Raw genomic sequence first — 15,059 nt, forward strand, 5'->3', positions numbered from 1 at the left:
GAATACAGTGAATTTACCAAACGCAATCAGCTTTTCCCGCATTCCTCTATTATTCGTGATAGCAGCTTTGCTCTATTGTAGTTGGATGGGTGCCGCTACCATTGCGTTTATTCTGTTTGTAATAGGTGGCCTTTCTGATTGGCTTGACGGCTACTTAGCCCGCAAGAACAACAATATATCCAATTTTGGCAAAATACTGGATGCCTTAACGGATAAAATATTTGTGCTGGGGGTCATTATAACCCTACTTGCCATTGGCATATTGCCAAATTGGTCCCTGTTCTTGGTACTAATTATCCTAGGAAGAGAGTTTTTAATAACCGGTCTTCGCCTGATTGCAGCTAGCCACGGAACCATTTTAGCCGCAGAAAGGGGCGGTAAAATCAAAACACTCATTCAGCTCTTTAGCGTCGGCACACTGATTTGTGACTACGCTTTTGTGGTCGATTACGGGCGGTGGATCAACCTACAATTCATTGAAATCGTCTATTACTGCGGGCTCGGGCTGTTTGTTCTGGCAACGCTGCTCACCCTGCAATCCGGTTTCTATTACATACAAAAATATAAACACCTTTTCTTGAAAAACCCATTATGATACGCCAACCACACTGGCCTAAAAGCCTACCCTCTAATATTATCAATGGCGTGTCTACACTAGGCCCTTTGGGGTATTGGGGAAAAGCGCCCGGGACGGTAGGATCCGCCGCCGGCATTATTTATTACACATTGGTCTTTCACCAAATCGGCATTCTTGGATATTTAACTTTATTAGCCGTGACCATTTACTTGGCAATCGCCTTTTGCGGAGAAGCCGAAGTGCGCTTGATGAAAAAAGACCCCCCAGAGGTCATTTTGGATGAATTTGTGGCCATTCCCGTCTGCTTTTTTGGCATGGGCTATCTCTTTGATCGCTACCCCGTGTGGTTCATTTTGCTCCTTGGCTTTATTTTATTCCGCTTTTTCGATATCCTGAAACCTATCGGCATAAAACGCCTCCAAGAATTGCCCGGCGGCTGGGGTGTCGTGATCGATGATATTGCCGCGGCTGTTGCAACGAATATCGTTCTTCATGTAGTGTTTTTGGGATGGTGGCTGATTGTTTAAGACAATCTGAAATAAATCGCAAATAATTCTACACAAACGAATTACAAGCAAAACACCCAGTCTACTTGATTTCGTCAAAAACTGAGCTATGTTTAGTTAAAATCAATTAAATATTAAATCAGGGTGGATTGTCATGAAAATATTTGGAATAAACTTTAGTAAATTAATATCAACCAGCACTAGTGAATCCGATGATATTGTTTTATCAAAATTTAAAAAAGTTGATAAAGAAAAAGGGATGAAAAATTTCGATATAAACAAAAAATTGGTAGAAGTTAACAGTAAAGACTTGGATGAATGGGAAATAATAGAAGAAATGGATTATTCTGACACAAGCAAAAAAGACGCATTACTACCATTACTCAATGGTGTGTTGAAAAAATATCAAAAAAACGCAGAACCCTATACCACTGTTTCTGAATTTTTCGGCACTTACATCAATGCCAAGAATCGACCCTCATTTACTGAGATGAAAAAAGACCTTACTGCACGACTAGAGAAAACGTGCGATGAAGAAACAGTCAAAGCAGTCGTGCAAGAGTTTGAACGCTTGGTAAAGGAAGGCGATAAAGAATAACTCCCAACAATAGAACAGTTTACAATTTAATCAGCTCTTCAGGCTTAATGGGTGTAGATTGCCCTATATTCTGCCCTAAAGAGCTGATCTAACATCTTACGCGTATCACTGGGAACCGTTTTGAGAGATTCGGATAAATTGCCTCCTTGGCTAGGGTTATCTGTTAGCTCGCTTATGGAGTTCTTTAGTGCACCCAAGTCTTCTGGATCCGGCTCATCGGTATGAAGCATAGTGGCGATATCTGCTTCGCAGGTACTTAGTGCGGCTGGGGTGTCGTTGTAGACGATATCGGCGCCGCCGGTTGCTACCAATATCGTGCTACATGTGGTATTTTTGGCGTGGTTCATTGTGATTTAAAGCACTCGAAGTCCTGCAGTAAGAAGCCTAAGACGAGTATTTTATAAAAAAAGTGCTAGGTTGATTTGCTTTCAAGCAAAACCTAGGTTATGCTTAATTTAAAACAATTAAACAATAAAAGGAGATTGATATGAATTTTATAAAGGGCATATTCGGGAAAGGGCCTATGGTAAGCAAGAGCGATGATGGGGCTGATGAAATTAAATTCAAACGGGTAACACATGGCAAAAAGGAAAGTGGCAATGAAAATATAGATGTGAACAAGAAAAATGAAGAGTTTATCAAGAAAGATTTAGTAAAAAGGGAAATGGTAGATATTAACGAAGAAGTTAATGAAAATGTTAATGAAAACGACTTGAATGAGTGGGAAATGGTAGAAGAGGATTTTTCTGAGATCGATAACAAAAACTACTACGAAAAGTCAGGTGCATTATACAAACTAGGTAGTTTTGTAAGCGATAATTACGAATCAAATCCCACTCTTAAAAAAGCTATTGGTGATTTTATATCTCAATGCACAAACAACAAAAAGGATCTTATACATACTCCATACGAAAAATTGCAAAATAAACTTTCTAACGTACTGGCAGACTTCGACCTAAACACAGATTTAGAAATTTATTCTCAATTTGACAGTATTGTATATAATACTGAATCTAAGCCTTCCATATATGATGATGGATATAATCAGGAAGTTGCGATCCAGCTCAAGGATGCGCACTTAAGAGAATTAGTGAAGCATGTGCAGTTGTACTACAAGGAGAACGACAAGGTCTATCTCATAAAGGATTGTGATGCTTGGCGCAAGGAGGGCTTCAACGAGAATTCGTCATATGCAGAGTTGCAAGACAAACTTACTAAGAAAGTGAAGGTGAGTAAATTCGGTTCAGAGACAGCCAAATATGTGTCTGATAAGTTTGCGAGTTTTATAAAAGAGGACAAACAGAAAGAGGAAAAAAATAAAGAATAACTCCCGACAACAGAACAGTTTACAACTTAATCAGCTCTTCAGGCGTAATGGGTGTAATTGCCTTATATTCTGCCCTAAAGAGCTGATCTAACATGTTACGCGTATCACTGGGAACCGTTTTGAGAGATTCGGATAAATTGCCTCCCTGGCTAGGGTTATCCGTCAGTTCCTTACTAGGAAGGTTCTTTAGTGCACCCAAGTCTTCTGGGTCCGGCTCATCGGCATGAAGCATAGTGGCGATATCTGCTTCGCAGGCACTGAGTGCGTCTGCGATTTCGGCATCCGTAGGAGAAGAAAAGGCTTCCAATTGGGCAGGGATGGGCTCTTGATGCGTATGTTCGACAATGCTATCACCACAAAAAGACCCTCCAGAGGTCATTTTGGATGAATTTGTAGCCATTCCCGTCTGCTTTTTTGGCAGGGGATACCTGTTTGATCGCTACCCCGTGTGGTTCATTTTGCTCCTTGGCTTTATTTTATTCCGCTTTTTCGATATCCTGAAAACCTATCGGCATAAAACGCCTCCAAGAATTGCCAGGCGGCTGGGGTGTCGTGATCGATGATTATTGCTGCGGCTGTTGCAACGAATATCGTTCTTCATGTGGTATTTTTGGCGTGGTGGCTGATTGCGTAAGACAACCTGAAATAAATCGCAAATAATTCTACACAAACGAATTACAAGCAAAACACCCAGTCTACTTGATTTTGTCAAAAACTGAGCTATACTTAATTAAAATCAATTAAACATTAAATGAGGGTGGATTGTCATGAAAATATTTGGAATCAATATTAACCTATTCCCGAAATCATTAGGCAGCGACTATGAAGACGATGTTGTTTTAAAGAAAGTTGAAAAATCTGAGAAAAATAAAGATATTAAAAATATCGATGTGAATAAAAAAACCATAGATACTAACGACAAAGACCTCGATGAGTGGGAAATGATAGGGCAAAAAGATAAAAATGAGATTATCAAAGATGAAATCAAGGAAGAAGCAGTAAAATTTAGCAAAGAACAGAAGGAAGCTATTTGGTTTAAATATTCTGTGTTATCAAGACTCAAAAGCCATGTAACAAGTACATACCCCAGGGACGAGAAACTCAATAAAGTTTGTCAGGATTTTGAGACGAGCTACAGTAGTGATACGAAAAAGCTTCTCAACACATCAATTAAAGAGTTAAAAGAAGATCTTAATACAAGGCTGAAGGCATTCCAAAAAGGAACAGTAGATATGATGCTGGAAGAGTTTGAAAGTTTATTAAAGGAAGAGCATCCAACCTACACTAAAGCGTATGCTTTGTTCGCATTAATGGAATATGTACATACCATATACCCCAAAAGCAAGGAGCTTCATTTCACTGTTGGCACATTTTTTGACAACAACTATAACTTCACGAATCGAACCTCATTTACGGAGATGAAAGATGAGCTTTCTAAAAAACTGGAGAAAACGTGCCATAAAGAAACAGCCGACGAGATCGTGCAAGTGTTTGAAAGCTTGGTAAAGGAAGGCGATAAAGAATAACTCCCAACAACAGAACAGTTTACAACTTAATCAGCTCTTCAGGCGTAATGGGTGTAATTGCCTTATATTCTGCCCTAAAGAGCTGATCTAGCATGTTGCGCGTATCGATGGGAACCGTTTTGAGAGATTCGGATAAATTGCCTCCCTGGCTAGGGTTATCTGTTAGCTCCTTACTAGGAAGGTTCTTTAGTGCACCCAAGTCTTCTGGGTCCGGCTCATCGGTATGAAGCATAGTGGCGATATCTTCTTCACAGGCACTGAGTGCGTCTGCGATTTCGGCATCCGTAGGAGAAAAAAAGGCTTCCGATTGGGCAGGGATAGGCTCATTATGCGTATCCGCTTTAGGCGTTAATGAGTTGTTGCTGGGCTTCGTTTTTTTTTTCGCCTCAGGTTCTTCTGGAAGCGCTTTGCCGATTTTAGTAATCTCCTGAATGATACTATCGATAGATAACGCTTTGCTTTCTTGGGCTGCTTTGAGGAGTGTGAGCTCAAAATTAACCTTCTCCGAGAGGCCGGTTTTAACTAATTGCTCCCCTTCTTTTAAAACTTCAAGCATTCTAACTAAGGCATCCTGCGGCAATTCGTGCTCTAAAAGGCTACTGGTACCCTGATTGCGAATAGCATCTAACAGTGCCTCGTGAACGATATCCTCCAGGTCTATTAAAACACGCAGTAAGTCACGCCCCTCGGAGGCTAAAGCATCTATGCGTTCGACCAGCATTTGGTTGTCGGAGGCCGCGATGGCTTGCGCCAGCTCTTTTAGTTCTTGTTCGGAAGCGAGGCCATATACGTTTAAAACATCCTGTTCGACAATTTTATCACCACAAAAGGAAATCAATTGATCTAGAATAGACTGAGCATCCCGCATGCCCCCATTAGCCAAACGGGCAATGGACGCCAACGCAGGCTGTTCGATTGCGATGTTCTCTGCTTTTGCAATCTCCGCAAGCTTTTCTTGAATAATTTTTGGGGCAATGGGGCGAAATTCAAACCGTTGGCAACGAGAAACGATTGTGGGCAAAACCTTATGTGCCTCAGTGGTTGCAAAAATAAATTTAACATGGCCAGGGGGCTCTTCCAGTGTTTTCAGTAAAGCATTAAAAGCTGCAGTTGAAAGCATGTGGACCTCGTCAATAATATATATCTTAAATTTGCATTGAGTTGGGGCATACTGGCACTCTTCCCTGAGATCACGAATTTGGTCAACGGAGTTATTGGAAGCGCCATCAATTTCGATAACATCCATGCAAGCGCCCTTGATAATGGCTTGGCAAATGGGGGAATCTTGCGGAGGACTGATATTGGGGCCGTCTTCGCAATTGAGAGCTTGGGCAAATAAACGAGCGGCACTTGTTTTGCCGGTACCCCGCGGGCCCACAAATAAGTAAGCGTGGGCGATTCTATTCTGTTTAATAGCGTTTGTAAGGGTGCGCACAATGTGCTCCTGCCCCACCAGTTCACTAAATTGTTTTGGCCTCCAACGACGTGCTATTACCTGGTATTGAGACTCTTCCATAAGCTGGGCAAATTAAACAAAAGTGGCCAGGCACCCTACGGCACACATGAATCCTAGTTGCCGCTGCTCCCTTCCGGGCCTGACGGGGTTCACTGGTTCGATGTTGCATAGGACCCAGCCTCAATTAGTATGCGTTAAAAAAAACGCCATTACAAGAGGTTTTTCTTAAAAAAATCAATAGACTGTGTCGCTTCCTGAAGAAAACATCTTTAGAAGACCAGATCTTCCCACTCCCCATGTTTTTCATCTTTTTCAAGAGCATCTGCCAAACTCAGAATATCATTTTTCAGATTTTGGATCTGTTGCTCCAAAAGTTGAATTCTTTGCTCTTTATCCGCGATAGAGGTATCTTTATCCAGCCAAAAATTTGGCTTCGAATAATCACAGACACCGGAAAGCACTGTTTTTATTTCGGTTGTCAACAAAGATGAATCTGCATCTTTGGTCTCTTTCGCAACAGCCTTTGTTAAGGCATTATCTTGCTGTGGCTGCGCCGAATGGGGCTCCGGGCGAGAATAATGGGGGGAATGCATAAATTTATTCTTTAAATCCTAGTAAGGATACAGGATTTAAAGAATAAATTGCAAATCTAAAATTATACGCCGCGTTTACGGGAACGATTTTGGAATCTCTCAACACGTCCTGTTGTGTCTACCATCGTCTTCTTGCCAGTGTAAACGCTGTGAGAATCCATAGTAAGGTCACAAATGACGATGTAATATTCCTCACCATCAATCATTTCCTTTTTACGGGAACGCATGGTGGACTTTGTAATAAATTTTCTTCCTGTAGAGATGTCTGTAAAACAAACATTATTGTACTCTGGATGTATATCTTTTTGCATAACAAAAATTCCTTAATAATTAACCTTGGCGAGCCTTGAAACGTGGTTTCTTCTTATTTATAACGTACAAGCGCCCTTTACGACGTACCACTTGGCAATCGCCGTCTCTTTCTTTTAATGATCTTAATGAGTTGGACTTTTTCATATGAAAAACTAATTTAACTTAAACAACGTAGTAAACAGCATGTTCTGAAGCTTGTCAATAAGTTTTGTGAAAATTTGTAAAGCGTTTTACAAACCACTCTGTAAACGCTTAGCGAATTCGAGCTTTCTCGGCTAGGTAGATCGCTTGGAGGGCTTGAAAGTCCGTCTCTTTGTCTTTACTGTGGATGCAATAATCGTAGTCTTGCCAGGATCTAATCTCATCTTGGGCAATTTTGAGGCGTTTATCAATCTCCTCTTGCTTGTCTTTACCGCGCGTGGTAAGGCGTTTATCCAGCTCATCGAGGCTTGGAGGCATGATAAATATGGTGACTAAATGACCTTGCAAGAGCGTATCCTTTTTCGCCTTCTCGCGGAAGGTTGCGGCTCCCTGGACGTCTATGTTAAGTAAAAGGTCGCTCACGCCTCCTTCCAGGCCTTTATAGATCTCACTTTTCAATGTACCATAATAGTTGCCATGAACCAGAGCATATTCGTAAAAAGCATCTTGAGCGATGCGTTCCTCAAAGGCTTCTCTGGTAAAGAAATGATAGTGGTCGCCATCCTCCTCGCCATCCCGCGGGACACGCGTTGTGGCGGTTATGACGCGATTGACCTTACCCGAGTAGGTCGACAGCATACGGTCACAGAGGGTGGTTTTACCGCTACCGGCAGGTCCGGAAACGATAATAAGCAAAGCGTGAGGCTGGGGAGCTTGTATCATCTTAAATCCACTAATATGATAACGTAGAAGCGGCCAGTATTAAGCCATAAGAAAATATCAAGACAGCAAATGTCTTTACTCGGCTAGCTTTAGTGAAGAGCCAGTTAATAAAGTCCCTTAAATAGAAGGGAACCGTACCGAGAAAAAGGGCCAGGAGTATAAGCAAGTAGACAAAGCTGACAAGAAAAAGGCGGCTATCGGGAGACTGCATGTACGCCGCGTCCAAAAAGGCTTTAGATACAAAAAGAGTGACTATCGCTAGGCCACGAACGGCTAAGAAGTCCTTCACCCAAATGAAAGAACCGACAGTAATGAAAGCAAAGAAGAGAAACATCCAATGCTTGTATTCACCAAAATCAGCTTCACCGAGCTGGAGGATATTCCAGAGAAAAAGAACTGCCGCGAATCCAAAGAAGAGGTATGCAAAGTTTTTAGAGCGCAAAAAGTGCTTCAAGAAAGCTTCGCAGAAACCACCTCGCCACAAAAGCATTGTTCCCGTAGCTAAGAGGATAACAGACATCAGAATTGTCGCGAAAAAGAGACTCATTTGCGGAGAATTATCCTTTGTTTTAGCATTTGAGTAAAGTAAAAAGGGGCGCCGTTATGATTGATTATATGCATTGCGGTTTTGACAAGATTCGGGATTATTGATAACACTATTCAATTATTATTTCAGATATGGAAAACATTATCATTCTAGGAAGTGGGTGTGCCGGCTTGACAGCAGCATTATACACAGCACGCGCAAATTTAAACCCATTGGTAATTGAGGGCAAACAGCCCGGAGGGCAGTTAACGACTACCTCTGAGGTCGAAAATTTCCCCGGCTTTCCCGAAGGAATAGACGGTTTTGAGTTAATGGACAGAATGCGCAAGCAAGCGGAGAAATTCGGTACCCGTTTTGTGAATGAAACCATTACAAAAGTTGAATTAGATGGCGAAATAAAGCGACTACACGCCGGCGATAAGGTTTATGAAGCAAAAGTAATCATCATCAGCACAGGCGCTTCTTCAAAGATGCTAGGCGCTCCCGGGGAAAAAGAATTGTTTGGCGGAAAAGGCGTAACCACCTGCGCAACCTGCGATGGCGCGTTTTACCGCGGCATGGACGTTGTTGTGATTGGAGGCGGAGACTCTGCCTGCGAAGAAGCCCTCTTTTTAACCCGTTTTTGCAAGAAAATTACATTAATCCATAGGCGCGATGAGCTACGAGCATCGAAAATCATGGCAGACAGGACTGTTTCTCATGACAAGATAGAGATGCTGTGGGACAGCGTTGTGGAAGAAGTTCTTGGCGTTGAAGAAGGTGGCGTAAAAGGCGTACGGGTAAAAAGCCTCAAAACAGGCGAAGAACATACCGTGGACTGCAAAGGCGTCTTTGTCGCCATTGGCCATAGCCCCAACACGCAAATATTTAATGGGATCCTGAAGCTAGACGAACTCGGGTACATTGTTCCCGAAACCAACAGTATGGTAAGAACCGGCATACCAGGCGTGTATGCTTGCGGGGATTGCGTTGACCATAAATACCGCCAAGCGATTACGGCTGCTGGCATGGGCTGCCAAGCCGCAATTGAATCAGAGCGATGGTTAAGTGAATGCGAAGCGATGGAAGCATCTACTCATCTGAATTCATAATATTCCCGATACTTTAAGCAAGATTGCGTGCCAAAAATTAATCTTTTTGGCTTCGCGCATTATTACGCATAAGACTATTTGAATTTTGGAATAAAATTGTGTAGGTTTAGGTAGAAGAAGGACCCCTCTTCTCCTGCCCTATGAAGAAATCGAGTTCAACCACCCCAAATGCGAGAGACCAATTTTTATTCAAATTGGATGATAGGGGTGTTTTTATTTCGGCGCTCAATGATAGAGCTGATATTTCCGGACATAGCGAAGATGACTTCATGGGTAAATCGCTCAAAATATTCATCCATAAGGATGATCAAAATATTTTTTTACAGTTTTTAGAAAACGCGAGAAAAGAAGCCGTTCTGCTGAATCTTTCACTGAGAATCATAACGTCAAAAGGAAATGTAATGTATGCACGCATCTATGGACGTTACGATACAAGCGAAGGAGTCTATTATTGCTCTCTTAAAGATCGCAGCCCAGAAAAAGACAAAGAATTGGAAACATTCATCACGTCTCATTCAACACAACAATTGGAAGAGGCATTGAAACATGCAGAGAGAACGCTACGCACAACTCAGTCAGAAAAAGAAGCGCTGATGATGGAACTTGAACTTCTGGAAAATGATTTCAGGCATTCAGAAGAAGAAAAAAAACGAATACAAGCAAACATCACGTCTACAATAAAAGCGCTTAGCCATACGATGCGTACTTATTTGAATGGAATAGCCGGGATGTCCAGTTTATTAGAAAAGGCATTGTTATCGCAAAAGCACAAGAGTTACCTGGAAGTCATACACGATGATTGCGACAAGTTGTTACGTTTAGCCAATGATCTGTTTTGCTTTTCTGCAGCAGAGAGTGGTGAACTACAAGCAGAAGGGCTGGCGTTTTCAATTGAAAACGCAATTACAAGCGTGATGCATTCTTTTAGTACTCCCTACTTACAAGAAAAACCGATTGAAATTAGCCATCGATTCGAGCAAGGCGTTCCTGAGTATATCATAGCAGATCCAAAAATATTACACAAAGTGCTGTCAAAATTATTAGACAATGCGATCAAACACACCCCCAGGGGATCCGTAAGCCTAATTATTTCCCTACAAGAACGCGGCAAAAAGTATTCGAAACTTGCCTTTATAGTCGAAGATACCGGCCTAGGGATGCCACCTGAGCTGGCAGCTGATGTATTTGACCCTTTTTCCTACTTGTCTCGAGCAAAAGCAATGTCAGGAAAAGGTACGGGCATGAGTCTAGCCGTTTGCAAAAAACTAGTACAGTACATGGGTGGGGACATTAATTTGAAGAGCGCCCCAGGCCAAGGTACAACCGTCACATTCTCCCTAAAAACCCCTGCTTATTTACCGGAATGTACGATTGGAAACCACGCATTTGAGCTACTAAAAAGACCCTTAGACGGCCAAACATTGAAGATACTGCTTGTTGATGATGACCCTATCAATGGCATGATTAGCCAAAGTATCTTAGATAATTTGGGGTTAAAAGTGGAATTGGTATCCAGCGGAGAAGAAGCGATCGAGCGCTACCAAAAGGAACATTACGATATTATATTAATGGATATCGTTATGCCGGAAATGGACGGCCTGGAAAGCACGAAGCGAATAAGAGCATTGGCACAAGATATTACAACCCCGTATATAATCGCGATGACTGCTAACGCGTATGAATCCGATTACAAAAGAGCGATGGCTGCCGGTTTAAATGATTATATCTGCAAACCGTTAACCGCTAAAATGGTCTTTTACGCACTCAAAGGCTATATACGTAACCGCGAAGAAACGGGTTCTTCTGATAACCAGCCGCATCGAGAAAAAGCAACTCATCCAGGCAGTATTGAATACCCGAATGATTAACGGTTAACTTGTTAAGAAAATTATGTTAAAAAAAACTCCTAAACAAAAAACAATATTTTTTGCCGCAGGTTCGGGTGATATTGGAAAGACGTTTGATTATTGGCTAGAGGGAAAAGATGATCCTCAAATAACGTCAAAAACCTATAGCGGTCAATTTTATAGCGTTTGCCGTGAGCTAGGATTCAAAGGAGTAGCAATTGCTTATAATCCAAGCACCTATGATCGTACAGAAGAGGGAATACGAGTAAGGCATATCCCGAAACCTAAACTACCTCAACGAGGGGCATTATACCATATTAGAGAAATTCTTTATGGCTTACGGATTATATACGAGGCCATCAAAGCAAAAGCTGATTATGTCGTAATCGTTGATGGTACAACACATTGGTTTTTGTTGTATACATTAACCCTCATGGGCAAAAAAATCATACCGTCTTTTTTTTGTGTCTTATGGGCTGAGGCACATCCTTTTACTGGAATTAAACGAACGTTACTGACATGGGATGTTAACTTTATTAAAAAAAAACCATTGGATATTCTCGTTGTATCCAAGGAAGTACAAGTTCAGATTGAAAAAATCGCCAAACAAAAAGTTCCCTGCACGCTATTCTTCTGTAATTACAAAAGAGACCTCTTTGCGGGGATGTCTCTCAAAGAAAAAGCAAACCGTCCAACAAAAGTCCTATATGTCGGGAGAATAGAAACCAGCAAAGGGGTATTTGATTTAATAAAACTTGCGGAGAATTTCAAAAACAAGGGCAAAGAGATAGTATTCGATGTGTGCGGTACGGGAAGCCAACTTGACAACTTAAAAAAAGCAGTCCACGAAAAAGAATTATCCCCGTTTGTTAATATTTTAGGTCATTGCAATCATTCGGAAATAAAAAAGCGTTTTAATGATACTGATATTGTTATTGTACCCACTCGATCGGATTTCGCGGAAGGGTTTAACCAAGTTGTAACTGAAGGTATTCTCTCAAGAAGACCTGTTGTGACATCCTCAGCATGCAACGCGTTAAGCCTTCTTCGAGAAGCTTGCGTAGAAGTGCCTGTCAATGATGTCGCGGCATACGAAGTCGCCATTTTGGATTTGCAAAATAATGATAATCTTTATCGAGAAAAAGTCCGCGCCTGCGATGCTCTGCAAGAACACTTTTATAATGAAAATCTAGGATGGAAAGCTCAATTATTGGCTATTGTAAGAAAGGCTGAAAAATAACTTTGATCGTTATAAACAATCTCTTGATATAGCTGAAAAGTGGCACACCCGAAGGGAGTCGAACCCCTAACCTCCTGATCCGTAGTCAGGTGCTCTATCCAATTGAGCTACGGGTGCCTACTTGAAACAATGATTGTAGTAGAAGTCTTGAGTTTTTCAAGCTCTTTTTCTAAAAAGTTTAGCCTAGAAGCCCACATCTGTTTTCTGGAGCCCTCTGAAGCTCTGCTGTTAGTATATTAGCGATTAGCTTGTGCTTTCATCAAACCAAGCATTGACTTGTGTTTATCTATAAAAGCATTGCATTTATTAAAATAATCTTTTGTGGCCAATTCCTCAAGCCGTTCAATGGTTTGCCCTAGTGAATTGAGTTCGCAGGTAGGCACTCCCCCATAAGGACTCAGTGTTGATACTGTAATGGACTCAACCAATCTCCTTCTTTCTTTCTTAGCCTTACGGACAGTTGCCGAAGCTGCTGACTCCATTATTTTCTTTAATTCGGGGCAGTTACTTGACCACAAAACGTGGGACACCTCACTCAATTTTGCCAAACGATTGTCGACAAAATCAGGGCTTCCATAATACCCCCATAAGAAAGCATAATTTTCTCTAAATTCTGTAACATCAGCCAGAAAAGCTTTATCCACAAAAGCGCAGCTGGTGTCACTTGCAAATAGGTGGGTTGAAGCAAGTGTTATGAGCATCAAAAATGATAATAGTTTTTGTTTCATATTTATCTCATTAGAGTGAATCTACTTAAACGATAAATCATCCACAAGAAATGTCAAATACATCGCCCCAACGCCTGTCTACATACGCTTAACCGCATAAGCAACGGCTTCAGCAACTTGCTCGAGATCTTCCTTTGTGTGACGGGCTGAAATAGAGGTGCGCACAAGATCTTTGCCAGGGGGAACACCCGGGGCAAGTGCGATTACGGCAAATACACCTTTTTCCATCAAGTGTTTCCAGAAATAATAAACCTTGGCTTTGTCCCCAAGGACAATGGGGACCGCTGGCGTTTCACTTTGCCAGTAATCCAGGTTAAGATCATCCAAAACCTTTTTATAATAACGAGTATTATCCCAAAGGCGCTCGAGGTGCTCGGGTTCGGACTCCATAACATCGATAGCGGCAAGCGCGCAAGCTGCTTGAGCTGGTGAAATAGCAGCACTGAAAACAGTTTGCTTGGAATGGGATCGGAAATATTCAATTGTTGCTTTATCAGCTGCAACAAAGCCGCCTGTACTTGCCATGGCCTTGGAGAGGCTACCGCAAATAACATCAACGTGCTCTTCCATCTTAAAATGACTGACAGTTCCCCTACCCTGGTGACCAAGAACGCCGAAACCGTGGGCGTCATCGAGAACGAGAAGGCAATTTTGGCCTTGAGTGACCTCGACAAACTCATCTAAGCGGGAAATATGCCCCTCCATGGAATAGACACCCTCCATGATAATAATTTTGTCACGATCAGGTGACTCTTGGGCTAAAATGCTCTTTAAGTCAGCTGGATTATTATGACCGAAACGCTCGATTTCGCCGCGTGTAAGACCCAAGCCGGACCACAGAGAAGAATGGACATTACGGTCAACAAGGACGAGATCACCCTTATTTACAAATGTTGTGGCTGCGGCCATACAAGAGAGGTAGCCGGCTTCGTGGACATGGCAAGCTTCTTTGCCTAAAAATGCGGCCAACCGCTCTTCGAGCTCTTCGTGAAAACGACGTGAGCCATTGGAAAGGCGAGAGCCTGTTGTACTCGTTCCCCATTTATCTAAAGCCCTTTTTGCGGCTTCGATAATTTTAGGGTGATGCGTAAGACCCAAGTAATCGTTACTACTGAGCATGATCATTTCCTTGCCATCAAGCCACACATGGGAGCCCACCTGCTTTTCAAAAGAAAGATAATAAGGGTTATATTTAAGCCGCAATTTAGTATCCGGGTCTTTTTTAAAACGGTTTAATATCTTTTTTTTATTCTTTTTGAAAAGTGATAACATAGAAATTTATTATTTGTGCAGAGCATTATTCCTGTTATCGGGTGAGAAAACAAGCTTATTTTGATGTAAATAAGTTATGAATTGGCTCCCAAGGCTCTTTTCTTCTTGCGTTAAGGTGCGTTAAGGCTTATTCTGCCCATTCAAAGCAATTACAATTCAACTATTAGACATTGATTATGGATCTTTTACTAAACACAATTATTCCCTTTATTGGACAAGCAGCAGCTGGCGAAGGCTCAGGTATGGGCATGCAACTTTTGATTTTTGCAGCTTTGTTTGGCGGTATGTGGTTTTTGCTCATCGCTCCGCAGCGTAAGAAACAAAAAAAACACGCTCAAATGCTGAGTCAATTGACAACGGGCGACTGCGTTATCACAAATGGTGGTATCTATGGCGTTATTACGAATGTCAAAGAAGATCGCTTTGTGGTTAAAATTGCGGACAACACGAAGATTGAAGTGAACAAAGCATTCTTGCAAAACAAAGTAGAAGAAAAGAAGTAAGCTTTTCATTACACTTTTTATTATCTTTTGGGGCATGAAAATGCCCCTTTCTTTAACCCAAAAACGAACTAC

The 15,059-nt window shown here is 41.7% G+C and carries 18 protein-coding genes, 1 tRNA gene and 1 other RNA gene; 9 read left to right on the forward strand and 11 right to left on the reverse strand.

Annotated features, from left to right (window positions below):
• The first annotated feature begins 7 nt into the window (after positions 1–7).
• The 3 genes from AUJ82_02325 (at position 8) to AUJ82_02335 (ending at position 1,681) form a co-directional block, all read left to right on the forward strand.
• Positions 8–595 carry a CDP-diacylglycerol--glycerol-3-phosphate 3-phosphatidyltransferase gene (locus AUJ82_02325; protein ID OIO60471.1) on the forward strand — a complete coding sequence of 196 codons (588 nt, stop codon included), beginning with the start codon at positions 8–10 and terminating at the stop codon, positions 593–595.
• Positions 592–1,104 carry a phosphatidylglycerophosphatase A gene (locus AUJ82_02330; GenBank protein ID OIO60281.1) on the forward strand — a complete coding sequence of 171 codons (513 nt, stop codon included), beginning with the start codon at positions 592–594 and terminating at the stop codon, positions 1,102–1,104. Before AUJ82_02325 ends, AUJ82_02330 begins: the two co-directional genes overlap by 4 nt.
• 133 nt (positions 1,105–1,237) lie before the next feature.
• Positions 1,238–1,681, forward strand: coding sequence for a hypothetical protein (locus tag AUJ82_02335; protein OIO60282.1), 444 nt, complete (start codon positions 1,238–1,240; stop codon positions 1,679–1,681).
• 44 nt (positions 1,682–1,725) lie between these two features.
• Here the strand turns inward: AUJ82_02335 and AUJ82_02340 are convergent, their stop codons facing one another.
• Positions 1,726–2,028, reverse strand: coding sequence for a hypothetical protein (locus AUJ82_02340; protein OIO60283.1), 303 nt, complete (start codon positions 2,026–2,028; stop codon positions 1,726–1,728).
• Positions 2,029–2,168: 140 nt separating this feature from the next.
• Here AUJ82_02340 and AUJ82_02345 point away from each other — a divergent pair, with 140 nt between their 5' ends.
• Positions 2,169–3,008, forward strand: coding sequence for a hypothetical protein (locus tag AUJ82_02345; protein ID OIO60284.1), 840 nt, complete (start codon positions 2,169–2,171; stop codon positions 3,006–3,008).
• A gap of 19 nt (positions 3,009–3,027) precedes the next feature.
• On the opposite strand, the gene AUJ82_02350 is transcribed toward AUJ82_02345, so the two are convergent.
• Positions 3,028–3,408 (reverse strand): hypothetical protein, encoded by a 381-nt coding sequence (locus AUJ82_02350; protein ID OIO60285.1) that lies wholly within the window; start codon positions 3,406–3,408, stop codon positions 3,028–3,030.
• A gap of 367 nt (positions 3,409–3,775) precedes the next feature.
• On the opposite strand from AUJ82_02350, the gene AUJ82_02355 reads away from it, so the two are divergent.
• Positions 3,776–4,534, forward strand: coding sequence for a hypothetical protein (locus AUJ82_02355; GenBank protein OIO60286.1), 759 nt, complete (start codon positions 3,776–3,778; stop codon positions 4,532–4,534).
• Between the two features lie 19 nt (positions 4,535–4,553).
• Here AUJ82_02355 and AUJ82_02360 read toward each other — a convergent pair whose 3' ends face one another.
• The 6 genes from AUJ82_02360 to AUJ82_02385 form a co-directional block, all read right to left on the reverse strand.
• Positions 4,554–6,050 carry a DNA polymerase III, subunit gamma and tau gene (locus AUJ82_02360; GenBank protein ID OIO60287.1) on the reverse strand — a complete coding sequence of 499 codons (1,497 nt, stop codon included), beginning with the start codon at positions 6,048–6,050 and terminating at the stop codon, positions 4,554–4,556.
• 21 nt (positions 6,051–6,071) lie between these two features.
• Positions 6,072–6,170: signal recognition particle sRNA small type (ffs, locus tag AUJ82_02365), an RNA gene on the reverse strand.
• An 89-nt stretch (positions 6,171–6,259) separates the two neighbouring features.
• Complete coding sequence (locus AUJ82_02370; GenBank protein OIO60288.1) at positions 6,260–6,583, reverse strand: hypothetical protein; 324 nt, start codon at positions 6,581–6,583, stop codon at positions 6,260–6,262.
• Positions 6,584–6,645: 62 nt separating this feature from the next.
• Positions 6,646–6,894: a 50S ribosomal protein L31 gene (locus tag AUJ82_02375; GenBank protein ID OIO60289.1), complete on the reverse strand. Its 249-nt coding sequence runs from the start codon at positions 6,892–6,894 to the stop codon at positions 6,646–6,648.
• 253 nt (positions 6,895–7,147) lie between these two features.
• Entirely contained in the window at positions 7,148–7,759 is a 612-nt protein-coding gene (locus AUJ82_02380; GenBank protein ID OIO60290.1) for a guanylate kinase, read from the reverse strand.
• A 10-nt stretch (positions 7,760–7,769) separates the two neighbouring features.
• Positions 7,770–8,306 (reverse strand): hypothetical protein, encoded by a 537-nt coding sequence (locus tag AUJ82_02385; protein ID OIO60291.1) that lies wholly within the window; start codon positions 8,304–8,306, stop codon positions 7,770–7,772.
• A gap of 131 nt (positions 8,307–8,437) precedes the next feature.
• Between AUJ82_02385 and AUJ82_02390 the strand changes: the two genes are divergently transcribed.
• The 3 genes from AUJ82_02390 to AUJ82_02400 all read left to right on the forward strand — a co-directional run bounded on the left by AUJ82_02390 (position 8,438) and on the right by AUJ82_02400 (position 12,484).
• The gene (locus AUJ82_02390) at positions 8,438–9,397 is read left to right on the forward strand and encodes a thioredoxin-disulfide reductase (protein ID OIO60292.1); all 960 of its coding nucleotides are present in this window, start codon (positions 8,438–8,440) and stop codon (positions 9,395–9,397) included.
• Positions 9,398–9,537: 140 nt separating this feature from the next.
• Complete coding sequence (locus AUJ82_02395) at positions 9,538–11,265, forward strand: hypothetical protein (GenBank protein OIO60293.1); 1,728 nt, start codon at positions 9,538–9,540, stop codon at positions 11,263–11,265.
• 22 nt (positions 11,266–11,287) lie between these two features.
• Positions 11,288–12,484, forward strand: coding sequence for a hypothetical protein (locus AUJ82_02400; GenBank protein ID OIO60294.1), 1,197 nt, complete (start codon positions 11,288–11,290; stop codon positions 12,482–12,484).
• Between the two features lie 40 nt (positions 12,485–12,524).
• On the opposite strand, the gene AUJ82_02405 is transcribed toward AUJ82_02400, so the two are convergent.
• The 3 genes from AUJ82_02405 to AUJ82_02415 form a co-directional block, all read right to left on the reverse strand.
• Positions 12,525–12,601: transfer RNA gene (locus AUJ82_02405), tRNA-Arg, on the reverse strand.
• Positions 12,602–12,720: 119 nt separating this feature from the next.
• Positions 12,721–13,212 (reverse strand): hypothetical protein, encoded by a 492-nt coding sequence (locus AUJ82_02410; GenBank protein ID OIO60295.1) that lies wholly within the window; start codon positions 13,210–13,212, stop codon positions 12,721–12,723.
• A gap of 78 nt (positions 13,213–13,290) precedes the next feature.
• The gene (locus tag AUJ82_02415) at positions 13,291–14,484 is read right to left on the reverse strand and encodes an 8-amino-7-oxononanoate synthase (GenBank protein OIO60296.1); all 1,194 of its coding nucleotides are present in this window, start codon (positions 14,482–14,484) and stop codon (positions 13,291–13,293) included.
• 176 nt (positions 14,485–14,660) lie between these two features.
• Between AUJ82_02415 and AUJ82_02420 the strand changes: the two genes are divergently transcribed.
• The gene (locus tag AUJ82_02420) at positions 14,661–14,987 is read left to right on the forward strand and encodes a preprotein translocase subunit YajC (protein OIO60297.1); all 327 of its coding nucleotides are present in this window, start codon (positions 14,661–14,663) and stop codon (positions 14,985–14,987) included.
• Positions 14,988–15,059 lie beyond the last annotated feature (72 nt).

Source organism: Verrucomicrobia bacterium CG1_02_43_26, assembly GCA_001872735.1.
In the GTDB taxonomy this organism is placed as follows: Bacteria; Verrucomicrobiota; Verrucomicrobiia; order Opitutales; family CG1-02-43-26; genus CG1-02-43-26.

Excerpts from the sequence above, each read along its gene's own strand:
- AUJ82_02330 (OIO60281.1), top strand. The coding sequence starts at position 592 with ATGATACGCCAACCACACTGGCCTAAAAGCCTACCCTCTAATATTATC.
- AUJ82_02335 (OIO60282.1), top strand. The coding sequence starts at position 1,238 with ATGAAAATATTTGGAATAAACTTTAGTAAATTAATATCAACCAGCACT.
- AUJ82_02340 (OIO60283.1), bottom strand. The coding sequence starts at position 2,028 with ATGAACCACGCCAAAAATACCACATGTAGCACGATATTGGTAGCAACC.
- AUJ82_02345 (OIO60284.1), top strand. The coding sequence starts at position 2,169 with ATGAATTTTATAAAGGGCATATTCGGGAAAGGGCCTATGGTAAGCAAG.
- AUJ82_02350 (OIO60285.1), bottom strand. The coding sequence starts at position 3,408 with ATGGCTACAAATTCATCCAAAATGACCTCTGGAGGGTCTTTTTGTGGT.
- AUJ82_02355 (OIO60286.1), top strand. The coding sequence starts at position 3,776 with ATGAAAATATTTGGAATCAATATTAACCTATTCCCGAAATCATTAGGC.
- AUJ82_02360 (OIO60287.1), bottom strand. The coding sequence starts at position 6,050 with ATGGAAGAGTCTCAATACCAGGTAATAGCACGTCGTTGGAGGCCAAAA.
- AUJ82_02370 (OIO60288.1), bottom strand. The coding sequence starts at position 6,583 with ATGCATTCCCCCCATTATTCTCGCCCGGAGCCCCATTCGGCGCAGCCA.
- AUJ82_02375 (OIO60289.1), bottom strand. The coding sequence starts at position 6,894 with ATGCAAAAAGATATACATCCAGAGTACAATAATGTTTGTTTTACAGAC.
- AUJ82_02380 (OIO60290.1), bottom strand. The coding sequence starts at position 7,759 with ATGATACAAGCTCCCCAGCCTCACGCTTTGCTTATTATCGTTTCCGGA.
- AUJ82_02385 (OIO60291.1), bottom strand. The coding sequence starts at position 8,306 with ATGAGTCTCTTTTTCGCGACAATTCTGATGTCTGTTATCCTCTTAGCT.
- AUJ82_02390 (OIO60292.1), top strand. The coding sequence starts at position 8,438 with ATGGAAAACATTATCATTCTAGGAAGTGGGTGTGCCGGCTTGACAGCA.
- AUJ82_02395 (OIO60293.1), top strand. The coding sequence starts at position 9,538 with ATGAAGAAATCGAGTTCAACCACCCCAAATGCGAGAGACCAATTTTTA.
- AUJ82_02400 (OIO60294.1), top strand. The coding sequence starts at position 11,288 with ATGTTAAAAAAAACTCCTAAACAAAAAACAATATTTTTTGCCGCAGGT.
- AUJ82_02410 (OIO60295.1), bottom strand. The coding sequence starts at position 13,212 with ATGAAACAAAAACTATTATCATTTTTGATGCTCATAACACTTGCTTCA.
- AUJ82_02415 (OIO60296.1), bottom strand. The coding sequence starts at position 14,484 with ATGTTATCACTTTTCAAAAAGAATAAAAAAAAGATATTAAACCGTTTT.
- AUJ82_02420 (OIO60297.1), top strand. The coding sequence starts at position 14,661 with ATGGATCTTTTACTAAACACAATTATTCCCTTTATTGGACAAGCAGCA.